The sequence below is a fragment of the Erwinia sp. S38 genome (genome assembly GCF_016624545.1).
Lineage (GTDB): Bacteria > Pseudomonadota > Gammaproteobacteria > Enterobacterales > Enterobacteriaceae > Erwinia > Erwinia coffeiphila.
Genome location: NZ_JACVTS010000039.1, coordinates 15,751 through 29,337, shown reverse-complemented (window position 1 = coordinate 29,337; position 13,587 = coordinate 15,751). Strand labels below are relative to the sequence as shown.

The window sequence follows — 13,587 nt, the reverse complement described above, 5'->3', positions numbered from 1 at the left end:
CTACGAACCGAGCGGTCGGAGGTTCGAATCCTCCTGGATGCACCATCTCTCCTGATTTCTACTTTTCCCAATTTTGCTCGTCAGATAGATCCCCGATCGTACCCCATATTTCCGATACGCTATTTTCTCTTTCTGTTTGCTCATCCTGCGCCTTGTGGTCTTTAGCCAGTTACCCGCTGTTATCTTGCATTTTAATTCGTTTTCTCATCATAAATTTACTGCTAGAAATCCCTATGACTTTCAAGGCATTTGCTGATCCACGCTGACAGCGACATTCATACAGCTTTACGCTAAAGTAATCGTTCCTTTATCAGGGTGGTTAAGAGAATGTACGACGCTTACGACGGCTTGATCTTCGATATGGATGGCACCATCCTCGATACTGAACCCACGCACCGCCAGGCCTGGCGTCAGGTGCTGGCTCAGCATGGGATGGCTTTTGATGAAAAGGCATTGATTGGCCTTAATGGTTCTCCGACGTGGCGTATTGCCGAGTTTATCGTTGAACAGCATCAGAGCGATCTCGATCCTCACCGCCTTGCTGCGGAAAAGACCTCTTTATTTAAAAGCATACTGTTCGATGTGGTGAAACCGCTTCCGCTCATCGAGGTGGTGAAAGCCTATAAGGGACGACGCCCGATGGCTGTAGGGACCGGTAGCGAACATGCTATGGCGGTTGCGCTATTGCAGCATCTGGGGCTCCGTGATTATTTCTCGGCGATTGTCGGAGCAGATGATGTTAAACGTCATAAGCCAGAGCCTGATACATTTATCCGCTGCGCTGAACTGATAGGCGTACTGCCTGCGCGCTGCATAGTATTTGAAGATGCGGACTTTGGTTTGCAGGCTGCTCGTGCTGCGGGTATGGATGTCGTTGATGTCCGTCTGCTGTGACTGAGTGGCTGACATACGGTTCAATGTTTGCCAGCAGTTTTCTGAGTGCTACGCTGTTGCCCGGCAGCTCAGAGGCGATGCTGGTAGGTCTGTTGCTGGCTGGTAAAGCTTCCACAGTGAATCTGGTGTTGATTGCCGCCATAGGTAATACCCTCGGGGGGCTGACAAACATTCTGATTGGTCGCCTGCTGCCGCTAAAAGAACAGGGGCGATGGCATACAACAGCGATGGCATGGTTACATCGTTTAGGGCCTGCTGCGCTGATATTTAGCTGGTTACCGGTGATCGGTGACCTGCTGTGCGTTATTGCCGGCTGGCTGCGTTTCGCCTGGCTACCGATGGTTTTTTTTCTCGCCGTCGGCAAAACTTTGCGATATATAGCGCTAGCTGCCGCAACTTTACAGGGCATGGAATGGTGGCATTGATTCGCTATTAGATGATGCTACGGTTAACATTATGCTTAACAATAATAAATTTTCTCTGAGCGGGAGGTCAATTTGATCCCGGACGTATCACAGGCACTTGCGTGGCTGGAAGCCCACCCTGGCGCACTTAAAGGAATTGGTCGCGGTATTGAACGCGAAACGCTGCGTGTCAGACCCGATGGGCATCTGGCTACAACCCGGCACCCATCTTCACTGGGCTCCACGCTGACGCATAAGTGGATCACCACTGATTTTGCGGAAGCACTGTTAGAATTTATCACGCCGGTCGATCAGGATATTGATCATCTACTGGCATTCCTGCGTGATATTCATCGCCATACCTCCCGCGAGCTGGGTGAAGAGCGGATGTGGCCGATGAGCATGCCGTGCATCATTGAACCGGGCCAGGACATTGAGCTGGCGCAGTACGGCAGTTCGAACATTGGCCGCATGAAGACGCTGTACCGGCAGGGATTGAAAAATCGCTACGGGGCGCTGATGCAGGTGATTTCCGGCGTACATTATAACTTCTCGCTGCCGCTCTCTTTCTGGCAGGCCTGGGCTGGAGTGGAAGATGCAGAAAGTGGTAAAGACGCGATTTCAGACGGCTACCTGCGCCTGATCCGCAACTACTATCGCTTTGGCTGGATTATTCCTTATCTGTTCGGGGCGTCACCGGCTATCTGCTCTTCCTTCCTGCAGGGCAAGGAAAGCAATCTGCCGTTCGACCGCAGCGAGCAGGGGATGCTGTCACTCCCGTATGCCACCTCGCTGCGCCTTAGCGATCTTGGCTATACCAATAAATCGCAGAGCAACCTTGGTATTACCTTTAACGACCTGCCTGGCTATATCAAAGCGCTTAAGGCGGCCATTAAAACACCATCCGCTGAATTTGCAGCGATGGGCGTGAAAGACGCCAAAGGTGACTGGCTGCAGCTGAATACGAATGTGCTACAGATTGAAAATGAGCTGTATGCGCCAATCAGACCAAAGCGCGTGACGCGTTCCGGCGAAGCACCTTCAGACGCACTGCTGCGTGGTGGTATTGAATACATTGAAGTTCGCTCACTGGATATTAACCCGTTCTCAGCCATTGGGGTTGATGCTAACCAGGTGCGTTTCCTGGATCTGTTCCTGATCTGGTGTACGCTGGCTGAAGCACCGGACATGAACAGCGACGAATTGCTCTGCACGCGTAAAAACTGGAATCGCGTGATCCTTGAAGGCCGTAAGCCCGGCCAAACCATTGGCATGGGCTGTGGGGACACCGAGCAACCACTGGTTGATGTGGGCAAGGCACTGTTCCGCGATCTGCAGCGCGTTGCTGAAACGCTGGACGGCCAGAATGGGGAAAACCACTACCAGCAGGTGTGCGAACGCCTGGTGGCCTCATTTGACGATCCTGATTTAACCTACTCCGCACGCTTCCTGCAGTCGCTGAAGGAAAACGGCATTGCCGGTACCGGACTGGCACTTGCCGAACAGTATCGCCAGCAGCTAAACGAAGAGCCGCTGGAAGTGTTGAGTGCTGAACAGTTTGCTGAAGAAGCACGCCGCTCGCAGGTAAGTCAGCAGCAGATAGAAGAAAGTGATACGCTGAGTCTGGAAGAGTTTCTGAAAGATAAAGGCTAGCGCCAAAAGAAAATGGCCACATCACTGTGGCCAAAGTAACATCTCTGTTGTCAGGGATGATGATAACAAATGCGCGTCTTTCACATAGTAAGACGCGAGCTGACAGAAAAAGTTTCACCATATCTAAAATAAATTCATTAGTTGAGGTAACAATATGCCATTGCTGGATAGCTTTACCGTTGATCACACCATCATGGCCGCTCCCGCAGTCCGCGTAGCTAAGACCATGAAAACCCCTCATGGCGACACCATCACCGTTTTCGATCTGCGTTTCTGCCGACCGAACATCGAAATCCTGCCTGAGCGCGGTATCCATACGCTGGAGCACCTGTTCGCTGGTTTTATGCGCGATCACCTGAACGGTGAAGGCGTAGAAATCGTTGATATCTCGCCGATGGGATGCCGTACGGGCTTCTATATGAGCCTGATTGGTGTGCCGGACGAGCAGCGCGTGGCGAAGGCGTGGAAAGCGGCAATGGAGGATGTTCTCAAGGTTGCCAACCAGAATGATATTCCTGAGCTGAACATCTATCAGTGCGGCACCTGTGAGATGCATTCACTGGAAGAAGCACAGGAAATCGCGCGTCACATTATTGCTAATGACATCCGCGTTAACCGTAATGAAGATTTGGCCCTGCCGAAAGAAAAACTGAAAGAACTGCATATCTAAACGATCCGGAGCGGTCGGACTGCCCGATCGCTCCGGTTATAGCTGGTGATTCCTTGTCCGCGAAGGGGTTCTTTAAACACGTATAACCAGTAAACCCAGCTCTTCAAGCTGCATGAGGATTGATTCATCGGCCTGTTTTCCGGTAATAACCAGGTCTATTTGCCCTGCCTGGCTAAACAGCATCCCGGCGCGTTCGCCAACTTTGGTGCTATCTACCAGCACTGCGAGTTTCCCGACGACATTAAGCATTTTTTGCTCAGCCATCGCCGTAAGCATGTCGGTTTTATATAGTCCTTCGGCGGTCAATCCTTTGCCGCTGGTGAACATCCAGTGCCCGGCATACAGGCTGTTCTCACTACCTTGTGGACTCAGGGTGATGGAGTGGCTGCGGTTATACTGCCCGCCCATAATGATGACGCTGTCGTGTTCCTGATCGATCAGATAGTTGGCCAGTGGCAGGTAGTTAGTAATGATCTGTACGGGCTTACCGCACAGTTCCTGACCAAGCAGGAAGGCGGTAGAGCCGCAATTGATGACGATGCTTTCGCCGGAATTCACCAGTTGCGAAGCCGCACGCGCAATCCGCACCTTCTCATCATGGTTTTGCGCCTGATGAATATTCATTGGTGACCAGCGTGGACGCTTTTCACTGATGGCTTCTGCGCCATTGCGGACTTTTTTCAGCTTGCCGCTTTCGTCGAGTTTATTGATATCGCGTCGTGCCGTCGCCGGAGAAATTTCCAGCCGGGAAATCACTTGCTCCACGGTGACAAACCCCGTTTGTGCCAGTAAATCTAATAAAATTTGATGTCTTTGCGCTTCAGTCATGAGCGAACCAGATTAAAAGGTGATAAGCAAAGATGATATTTGAAATCAGGTGAAAATACTAATGCTGGCGGGAATAATTTCCGGCGAGTGGTAAACGATTACCCCACGCCGGAGAAGCCTCACAGGAAGGACTTAAAGGGCAGGTCCGGTTCCATCGTGAAGCAGTCATCGAATCCGCGCGGATAGTGGTATTCGAAGTTGTCTTTATCCAGCGGCCAGGTGAACTTCCCGCCGACCTGCCAGATGAAAGGCTTAAAGCCATACTTCAGGCGGTCTTTTTTCATTTCCCACAGAATGCGGATTTCCTGCGGATCAGCCTGGAAGTTTGACCAGATATCGTGATGGAACGGGATCACCACTTTGGTATTCAACGACTCGGCCATGCGCAGGATATCGGCGCTGGTCATTTTGTCGGTAATACCCCGTGGGTTCTCACCATAGGAGCCCAGAGCCACGTCGATCTGGTGTTCGTTACCGTGCTTCGCGTAGTAGTTAGAGTAGTGAGAATCGCCACTGTGGTACAAGTTGCCGCCCGGCGTTTTGAACAAGTAGTTCACCGCACGCTGATCCATTCCATCCGGCAGTACGCCCGCGGCTTTTTGAGCTGCAGGTAACGTGATGAGGGCGGTACGGTCAAAGGCGTCGAGTGCGTGGATTTCAATATCTTTGATTTTAACCACATCGCCCGGTTTCATTACGATGCAGCGCTCTTTTGGTACGCCCCAACCGATCCACAGGTCGACACAGGTTTGTGGACCGATAAACGGTACGTCCCCGGCACAGTTCTGCATGACTGCAGCAGCCACATTCACATCAATGTGATCATTATGATCGTGGGTTGAAAGCACGGCATCGATCTGGCGAATAGCGAACGGATCCAGGACAAACGGCGTGGTACGCAGATTTGGCTGGAGCTTTTTCACGCCCGCCATGCGCTGCATCTGATGGCCCGTTTTCATCAGGGGATTGCTGTGGCTTTGTTTGCCAGTGCCGCACCATAAATCAATGCAGATATTGGCTCCGCCCTCGGATTTCAGCCAGATGCCCGTACAACCTAACCACCACATGGCAAAGGTGCCGGGTGCAATCTGCTCTTGTTCAATTTCTTCATTCAGCCAGCTACCCCACTCTGGAAAAGTGTTGAGGATCCATGATTCTCGGGTGATGGTTTGTACTTTATTCATTGATTATCCCCTCATTTTTATCATAAGTAATCATATAATGATTTGTTTTGATAAATAATGGCACTGTGTATTCAGGATTGCAATCCTGAATTTTGGCATTCATAAAAGAAATACAGATGATTAAAGAGAGGTAGATGCGTTTTTTTTGATGTTTAAAATTGTTAATTAATTGATTTTGATTGTTTATTTTTTATTTTTTTGAAAATAGGAATTAATACGGTAACGGATTGAAGGATTATTTGAGGTGTGCGTCACATTTAATCAAATCCAATCTTGTTGTGATTGATTTTGATTATTAGAGTGATCGAAACAACCAACCTGGGCGTAGCATGCGTTTTGGAGCGTCCACCTTCTGGAGTGTGTTATGGAGATTCTCTACCACATCTTTACCGTTTTCTTTAACCAGGTTATGACCAACGCCCCGTTGCTGCTGGGTATGGTGACCTGTTTGGGTTATATCCTGCTGCACAAAAGTGCCAGCGTTATTGTTAAAGGGACGATTAAAACCATTATCGGTTTTATGCTGTTGCAGGCCGGATCCGGCATTCTGACCAGCACTTTTAAACCGGTGGTAGCGAAAATGTCGGAGGTTTATGGCATCAATGGTGCTATCTCCGATACCTACGCTTCAATGATGGCAACCATTGAGCGAATGGGAGAGGCCTACAGTTGGGTGGGTTATGCTGTGCTTTTAGCACTGGCGCTGAATATTTGTTACGTCCTGCTGCGGCGCATTACCGGCATTCGTACCATCATGTTGACCGGGCACATCATGTTCCAGCAGGCGGGGCTGATTGCCGTCTCTTTCTATATTTTCGGCTACCCGATGTGGACGACCATTATTTGCACAGCGGTACTGGTTTCGCTCTATTGGGGCATTACATCGAACATGATGTATAAGCCGACACAGGAAGTGACTGACGGCTGCGGCTTCTCCATCGGACACCAGCAGCAGTTTGCCTCCTGGATTGCTTATAAGGTTGCGCCATATCTGGGGAAAAAAGAGGAAAGTGTTGAGGATCTCAAGTTACCTGGCTGGCTGAATATTTTCCACGACAACATTGTTTCCACTGCGATTGTAATGACCATTTTCTTCGGTGCAATTCTCCTCTCCTTCGGCATCAGCACGGTACAGGCGATGGCGGGCAACACCCACTGGACAGTCTATATCCTGCAAACGGGCTTCTCGTTCGCGGTGGCTATTTTCATTATCACCCAAGGGGTACGCATGTTTGTCGCCGAACTTTCCGAAGCGTTCAACGGTATTTCCCAGCGTCTGATTCCTGGGGCTGTACTGGCGATCGACTGTGCAGCAATTTATAGCTTTGCGCCAAACGCTGTAGTCTGGGGCTTTATGTGGGGCACGATTGGTCAGCTGATCGCCGTCGGTATTCTGGTGGGCTTCGGTTCTTCCGTTCTGATTATTCCAGGCTTTATTCCGATGTTCTTCTCGAATGCCACCATCGGTGTCTTTGCGAATCACTTTGGCGGTTGGCGCGCAGCGCTGAAGATTTGTCTGGTGATGGGGATGATTGAAATCTTTGGCTGTGTATGGGCGGTGAAACTGACCGGTATGAGCGCCTGGATGGGTATGGCCGACTGGTCGATTCTGGCGCCGCCGATGATGCAGGGCTTCGCCTCCGTCGGTATCGCGTTTATGGCCGCCATCACCATTATTGCACTTGCTTATATGTTCTTCGCAGGGCGCACGCTGCGTGCTGAAGAGGACGCGGAAAAACAACTGACAGATGCTTCTGCTCAATAAGGAGTTTTGACTATGACCGTACGTATTCTGGCTGTATGTGGCAACGGGCAAGGAAGTTCCATGATCATGAAGATGAAGGTGGACCAGTTTTTGACCCAGTCAAATATTGATCACTCAGTGAACAGTTGCGCGGTAGGTGAATACAAAAGTGAATTAAACGGCGCAGACATCATCATCGCCTCTACCCATATCGCTGGTGAGATTAGCGTCTCTGGCAATAAATATGTGGTGGGAGTGCGCAACATGCTGTCGCCTGCTGATTTTGGCCCAAAACTGCTGGAAGTGATCAACGTTCATTTCCCACAGGATGTGAAGTAAGGATGCTCCATGAAATTACGTGATTCGCTGGTGGAAAATAATGCCATTCTTCTGCAGGCCGATGTCCACACCTGGCAGGAAGCCGTCAAGCTGGGTGTTGATTTACTGGTTAAGGCGGATGTCGTAGAGCCGCGTTATTACCAGGCAATTATTGATGGGGTTGCTCAGCACGGTCCTTATTTTGTGATTGCACCCGGTCTGGCGATGCCGCACGGGCGCCCGGAAGAGGGGGTTAATAAAACGGGATTTGCGCTGGTGACACTAAAGCAACCGCTGGTTTTTAACCATGAAGATAACGACCCGGTCGATATCCTGATCACCATGGCGGCTGTGGATGCCAATACCCATCAGGAAGTCGGCATCATGCAGATCGTCAATCTGTTTGAAGATGAGGCTAATTTTGACCGTTTACGCGCCTGCCGCAACGCGCAGGAAGTGCTGGATTTAATTGATAACGCCACTGCGGCGACTATCTAAAAGGAATAGCAAAATGTCATTACCTATGTTGCAGGTTGCGCTGGATAACCAGTCAATGTCTTCCGCGTATGAAACGACACGTCTGATAGCCGATGAAGTGGATATTATTGAAGTCGGCACCATTCTCTGCGTTGCTGAAGGTGTTCGCGCCGTGCGCGACCTGAAAGCACTCTATCCGCACAAAATCGTGCTGGCGGATGCCAAAATTGCTGATGCCGGTAAAATTCTCTCCCGTATGTGCTTTGAAGCTAACGCTGACTGGGTAACGGTGATCTGCTGCGCGGATATCAACACCACTAAAGGCGCGCTGGATGTTGCGAAAGAATTTAATGGTGATGTACAGATTGAACTCACAGGCTACTGGACATGGGAACAAGCACGGGAGTGGCGTGAGGCAGGCATTCAGCAGGTGGTTTATCACCGTAGTCGCGATGCGCAGGCTGCGGGCGTGGCGTGGAGCGAGGCGGATATCAGTGCCATCAGGCGCCTGTCTGATATGGGCTTTAAAGTCACCGTAACTGGCGGTCTGGCACTGGAAGATCTGCCGCTGTTCCAGGGGATCCCGGTTCATGTCTTTATCGCCGGTCGCAGCATTCGTGACGCGCCTTCACCAGTAGAAGCGGCAAGGCAGTTTAAACGTTCTATTACCCAGTTATGGGGCTAGAGAGCGGTTATATTGCCGAAAAAATTCCGCTTGGTATCTGTGAAAAAGCACTCTCCGGCGGAGAGTGCTGACGATTGTCGGTTACGTATACAGATAACTATCATAATTGCTTCTGTGCAGGAGTGATTGCGGCGATCAGGAGCTTACCGACTTTTGCAGTGGTTGTTGTGGCGTCACCCGCACCTGCTTAATCATATTTTCCTGCACGTCCAGAATATCCACCGCGTATCGGCCAATGTGTATTGTGGCACCTGGCTGCGGAATATCCTGAAGTTCTTCCAGGAGCATGCCGTTTACGGTACGCGCGCCTTCTTCCGGTAGCGTCCAGTTAAAGGCCTTATTGAGTTCTCGTACGTTAGCACTGCCTTCAATCAGCACGGAGCCATCATTCTGTGGCACCACTTCTTCCGCCAGAGAAGGGGACATTGAGGTAGTAAAATCGCCGACGATCTCTTCCAGGATATCTTCAATGGTGACCAGCCCTTTGATATCGCCGTACTCATCAACAACCAGCCCGACTTTTTCTTTGTTGCGCTGAAATTTCACCAGCTGCACGTTCAGCGGTGTTCCTTCAGGTACATAGTAGATTTCGTCCGCAGCCCGTAGCATCACCTCTTTGGTAAATTCCTTTTTTTCCGTCATCAGGCGATAGGCTTCCCGCACGCGCAGCATACTTATGGTATCGTCCAGTGAGTCACGATAAAGAACGATACGGCCATGCGGAGAATGGGCCAGCTGCCGCACAATTGATTTCCAGTCATCGTTGATGTTAATGCCGACAATTTCGTTTCGCGGCACCATGATGTCATCAACATTAACCTTATCGAGGTCGAGCACCGACAGCAGCATATCCTGATTACGGTGTGACATCAGCGTGCGTGACTCATAAACGATGGTGCGCAGCTCTTCTTTACTCAGTGCGGAATTGAGCGAGCCATCGCTTTTCATTCCCACCATGCGCATCAGCAGGCGGGTGATGGTATTCAGCAGCCACACCAGCGGCATCATCACGATCTGCAGCGGGCCAAGCAGGAAGCTGCTGGGGAATGCCACTTTTTCGGGATAGAGCGCGGCGATGGTTTTCGGTAGCACTTCCGCGAAGACCAGCACGAGGAAGGTAAGGATACCGGTAGCAATCGCCACACCGGCATCACCGTACAGGCGCATACCGACGATGGTGCCGAGTGCAGAAGCCAGAATATTCACCAGGTTGTTGCCAATCAGCACAAGGCTTATCAGGCGGTCCGGGCGGCGGAGTAATTTCTCAACTCTGCGCGCGGCGCGGTCTCCGTTTTTGGCCTGATGACGCAGTTTATAGCGATTCAGCGTCATCATGCCGGTTTCGGAGCCGGAAAAGTACGCGGATACCAGAATCATGATAATCAGCGTCACGATCAGAGTCGTGGTGGAAACGTGTTCCAAGGGAGATCCTTGTTGTGGTCGATCAGGACGTTAAAAAGTGCTGCAGCATACGGCTGCCGAAGTAGGCCATCGTCAAAAGAAACGCACCGCCGCAGTTGAACCAGACAACGCGGCGCCCGCGCCAGCCCTCGTGATAATGGCCCCAAAGCAGGACGATATAGAGGAACCAGGCAAGAAACGACAGCACGGCCTTATCAATGTTTTCGCGGCTGAAAAGATCCGGTAGAAAGAACAGGCCGGTACAGAGCACCAGCGTCAGCAGCACCACACCAATCTGGGTGATATGAAACATTTTCCGCTCGATGGTCATTAGCGGGGGAATATCCGTGGTAAATGCCAGTCTCTTGGTTTTCAACAGCCAGTCAATCCAGGCGAGTTGAAGCGCATAAAGCGCGGCAATGATCAGCGTAGCATAGGCAAACAGCGCCAGGCCGATATGCACCATCATCCCCGGCGTGGTTTCCAGATGGGTGATAAACGCATTAGGAACGAAGGTTGCAAACGCCAGGTTGATCAGGGCAAAGCTGTAAACAATCGGCAGCAGTATCCAGCCGCGGTTGCGCGAGGCGACAATGGTCATGATCGAGCAGATCAGCAGACTGACCAGTGAGCCAATATTCAGCAGGCTGAGATTCTGCCCCCCGTCGAGGGAAAAGATTCGCTGCTGCAATGCAACGGCGTGAAACACCAGCGCGACGACGGCAGACAAAACGGCCAGCCTGCGCCAGCTGCTGTTTTTACGCAGCAGGCTGGGAACAATCAGTGCAAGGCTACATGAATAGGCGAGTAGTGCCAGAATCGCAAATACGGACATATTAAGTGTTAGTACCGGCCAGGACTGTGAAAAAAGTCAGTATAGCGCCAGCGGCAGCAGGCTCCAAACGATCTCATCGCATATGGCTGAGATCCCTGGATCAGTGTGTTATAATCCGGCCAATTGTGTCGCCCTGGCGGCCTCTCATTACGTTAAGCGAGAGACGATGTTTACTAATTTATCCGATAGATTGTCGCAGACCCTGCGCAACATCAGTGGCCGTGGACGGCTGACAGAAGACAATATTAAAGACACGCTACGCGAAGTGCGCATGGCGCTGTTGGAAGCAGACGTTGCGCTGCCAGTGGTACGCGAATTTATCAGCCGCGTAAAAGAAAGTGCCGTCGGTCATGAAGTGAACAAAAGCCTGACCCCGGGCCAGGAATTCGTCAAGATCGTTAAAAATGAGCTGGTTGCTGCTATGGGGGAGGAGAACAACACTCTAAACCTGGCTGCCCAGCCGCCAGCTGTCGTGTTGATGGCCGGTTTGCAGGGGGCGGGTAAAACCACCAGCGTCGGTAAACTCGGTAAGTTCCTGCGTGAAAAGCACAAGAAAAAGGTGTTGGTTGTTTCTGCCGACGTCTATCGCCCGGCGGCGATCAAACAGCTGGAAACTCTGGCAGAGCAGGTTGGCGTTGATTTTTGCCCATCCGATCTGAGCCAGAAGCCGGTTGATATTGTTAAGAACGCCCTGCAACAGGCGAAGCTGAAATTCTACGACGTGCTGCTGGTGGATACCGCCGGTCGACTTCACGTTGATGAAGCGATGATGGACGAGATCAAACAGGTCCACGCCGCGATTAACCCGGTTGAAACGCTGTTTGTGGTTGATGCCATGACCGGCCAGGATGCCGCCAATACGGCAAAAGCGTTTAACGAAGCGCTGCCGCTGACCGGTGTGGTACTGACCAAAGTTGACGGCGATGCGCGCGGTGGTGCGGCCCTGTCGATTCGTCATATTACCGGCAAGCCGATCAAATTTATGGGTGTCGGTGAGAAAACCGAAGCCCTCGAACCGTTCTACCCTGAGCGTATTGCGTCACGTATCCTCGGCATGGGTGACATGCTGTCGCTGATCGAAGATATCGAAAGCAAAGTTGACCGTGCGCAGGCTGAAAAACTGGCCAGCAAGCTGAAGAAGGGCGACGGTTTCGACCTGAACGACTTCCTCGATCAGCTAAAGCAGATGCGTAACATGGGCGGCATGGCCAGCCTGATGGGCAAACTGCCGGGTATGGGTCAGTTGCCGGACAACGTTAAATCGCAAATGGACGATAAAGTTCTGGTGCGTATGGAAGCCATGATTAACTCAATGACGCGTAAAGAGCGCGAAAAACCTGAGATTATTAAGGGCTCCCGCAAGCGTCGTATTGCAACCGGTTCGGGTATGCAGGTGCAGGATGTTAACCGCTTACTGAAGCAGTTTGACGACATGCAGCGCATGATGAAAAAGATGAAAAAAGGTGGCATGGCGAAGATGATGCGCGGCATGAAAGGCATGATGCCGCCTGGCTTCCCAGGCCGTTAATCAAGCCGGAAAAGGGCTCAGGCGAATTAGGTTGCTTTTTTCGCCAAAATGAGTAAAATTTTCGGGCTTTTTATATTGCACCCGGGCCCCGTTCCCTCAATGGGGCCCGGTTGTTTTATTAACTAAAGAGGATGTTATGGTAACAATTCGTTTGGCACGTCACGGCGCTAAAAAGCGTCCATTCTACCAGGTAGTCGTCACTGACAGCCGTAATGCTCGCAATGGCCGTTTCATTGAGCGCGTTGGTTTCTTCAACCCGATCGCATCTGGTCAGGCTGAAGCACTGCGTCTTGATCTGGACCGCATTGAGCACTGGGTTGGCCAGGGCGCAACTCTGTCCGACCGCGTTGGTGCGCTGGTCAAAGAAGCAAAGAAAGCAGCTTAATCTGTCACGGTGGTCAACATGAGCAAGCAACACAACCAGCCTCCCGCTAACCCGTTAATTCTGGGAAAGATGGGCTCGGCCTACGGTATCCGTGGTTGGCTCAAAGTGTTTTCCTCCACCGAAGACGCCGAAAGCATTTTCGACTATCAGCCGTGGTTTATCCAGCGGGCGGGTCGGTGGCAGCATGTCGAGCTGGAAGGCTGGAAGCGCCACAATCAGGACATGATCATCAAAGTCAAAGGCATTGACGATCGTGATGCTGCAGGTCTGCTGACTAATTGCGAAATTGTCGTGGACTCGGAGCAACTGCCGGAGCTTGATAATGGTGAATACTACTGGAAAGACCTTATGGGCTGCCAGGTCGTCACCACTGAAGGCTACGAGCTGGGTAAAGTCATCGATATGATGGAAACCGGTTCAAACGACGTTATGGTCGTGAAGGCAAACCTGAAAGATGCATTTGGTGTGCAGGAACGGTTAATCCCGTTCCTCGATGAACAGGTTATCAAGAATGTCGATCTCACTACTCGTTCGATCGAAGTAGATTGGGATCCTGGTTTTTGAACTCCGAACAAAACGGT

Annotated in this window: 15 protein-coding genes; 11 read left to right on the top strand and 4 right to left on the bottom strand. The window is 51.2% G+C overall.

Features of this window, described 5'->3' with window-relative positions:
* Window positions 1-327: 327 nt before the first annotated feature.
* From yqaB to luxS, 4 genes are all read left to right on the top strand, one after another.
* Entirely contained in the window at window positions 328-894 is a 567-nt protein-coding gene (gene yqaB, locus IBT46_RS26070) for a fructose-1-phosphate/6-phosphogluconate phosphatase (protein WP_200548016.1), read from the top strand.
* On the top strand, window positions 891-1,319 hold the full coding sequence (locus IBT46_RS26065) for a YqaA family protein (RefSeq protein ID WP_105593977.1): 429 nt from the start codon (window positions 891-893) through the stop codon (window positions 1,317-1,319). The genes yqaB and IBT46_RS26065 overlap by 4 nt, the downstream gene beginning before the upstream one ends.
* Before the next feature lie 72 nt (window positions 1,320-1,391).
* Window positions 1,392-2,951, top strand: coding sequence for a glutamate--cysteine ligase (gene gshA / locus IBT46_RS26060; RefSeq protein ID WP_200548015.1), 1,560 nt, complete (start codon window positions 1,392-1,394; stop codon window positions 2,949-2,951).
* Between the two features lie 154 nt (window positions 2,952-3,105).
* Window positions 3,106-3,621, top strand: coding sequence for an S-ribosylhomocysteine lyase (gene luxS, locus IBT46_RS26055; RefSeq protein WP_105593979.1), 516 nt, complete (start codon window positions 3,106-3,108; stop codon window positions 3,619-3,621).
* Window positions 3,622-3,693: 72 nt separating this feature from the next.
* Here the strand turns inward: luxS and ulaR are convergent, their stop codons facing one another.
* Together ulaR and ulaG are read right to left on the bottom strand one after the other, a co-directional pair.
* On the bottom strand, window positions 3,694-4,449 hold the full coding sequence (gene ulaR, locus IBT46_RS26050; RefSeq protein ID WP_200548014.1) for an HTH-type transcriptional regulator UlaR: 756 nt from the start codon (window positions 4,447-4,449) through the stop codon (window positions 3,694-3,696).
* Between the two features lie 119 nt (window positions 4,450-4,568).
* Window positions 4,569-5,633, bottom strand: a complete 1,065-nt coding sequence (gene ulaG / locus IBT46_RS26045; protein ID WP_200548013.1) for an L-ascorbate 6-phosphate lactonase — start codon at window positions 5,631-5,633, stop codon at window positions 4,569-4,571.
* Between the two features lie 364 nt (window positions 5,634-5,997).
* Between ulaG and ulaA the strand changes: the two genes are divergently transcribed.
* From ulaA to IBT46_RS26025, 4 genes are read left to right on the top strand one after another with little or no spacing between them, the layout of a single operon-like run.
* Window positions 5,998-7,398 (top strand): PTS ascorbate transporter subunit IIC, encoded by a 1,401-nt coding sequence (ulaA, locus tag IBT46_RS26040; RefSeq protein ID WP_200548012.1) that lies wholly within the window; start codon window positions 5,998-6,000, stop codon window positions 7,396-7,398.
* Between the two features lie 12 nt (window positions 7,399-7,410).
* Complete coding sequence (ulaB, locus tag IBT46_RS26035; protein WP_200548011.1) at window positions 7,411-7,716, top strand: PTS ascorbate transporter subunit IIB; 306 nt, start codon at window positions 7,411-7,413, stop codon at window positions 7,714-7,716.
* Between the two features lie 9 nt (window positions 7,717-7,725).
* Complete coding sequence (ulaC, locus tag IBT46_RS26030; protein WP_200548010.1) at window positions 7,726-8,193, top strand: PTS ascorbate transporter subunit IIA; 468 nt, start codon at window positions 7,726-7,728, stop codon at window positions 8,191-8,193.
* Window positions 8,194-8,206: 13 nt separating this feature from the next.
* Complete coding sequence (locus IBT46_RS26025) at window positions 8,207-8,857, top strand: 3-keto-L-gulonate-6-phosphate decarboxylase UlaD (RefSeq protein WP_200548009.1); 651 nt, start codon at window positions 8,207-8,209, stop codon at window positions 8,855-8,857.
* 135 nt (window positions 8,858-8,992) lie between these two features.
* On the opposite strand, the gene IBT46_RS26020 is transcribed toward IBT46_RS26025, so the two are convergent.
* Window positions 8,993-10,279 (bottom strand): HlyC/CorC family transporter, encoded by a 1,287-nt coding sequence (locus IBT46_RS26020; protein WP_200548008.1) that lies wholly within the window; start codon window positions 10,277-10,279, stop codon window positions 8,993-8,995.
* 22 nt (window positions 10,280-10,301) lie between these two features.
* Window positions 10,302-11,093, bottom strand: a complete 792-nt coding sequence (locus tag IBT46_RS26015; protein ID WP_105593981.1) for an inner membrane protein YpjD — start codon at window positions 11,091-11,093, stop codon at window positions 10,302-10,304.
* A 166-nt stretch (window positions 11,094-11,259) separates the two neighbouring features.
* On the opposite strand from IBT46_RS26015, the gene ffh reads away from it, so the two are divergent.
* The 3 genes from ffh (at window position 11,260) to rimM (ending at window position 13,570) form a co-directional block, all read left to right on the top strand.
* Window positions 11,260-12,621 (top strand): signal recognition particle protein, encoded by a 1,362-nt coding sequence (ffh, locus tag IBT46_RS26010; protein WP_105593982.1) that lies wholly within the window; start codon window positions 11,260-11,262, stop codon window positions 12,619-12,621.
* 136 nt (window positions 12,622-12,757) lie between these two features.
* Window positions 12,758-13,006, top strand: coding sequence for a 30S ribosomal protein S16 (rpsP, locus tag IBT46_RS26005; RefSeq protein WP_105593983.1), 249 nt, complete (start codon window positions 12,758-12,760; stop codon window positions 13,004-13,006).
* 18 nt (window positions 13,007-13,024) lie between these two features.
* Window positions 13,025-13,570, top strand: a complete 546-nt coding sequence (gene rimM, locus IBT46_RS26000; RefSeq protein WP_105593984.1) for a ribosome maturation factor RimM — start codon at window positions 13,025-13,027, stop codon at window positions 13,568-13,570.
* Window positions 13,571-13,587: the final 17 nt, after the last annotated feature.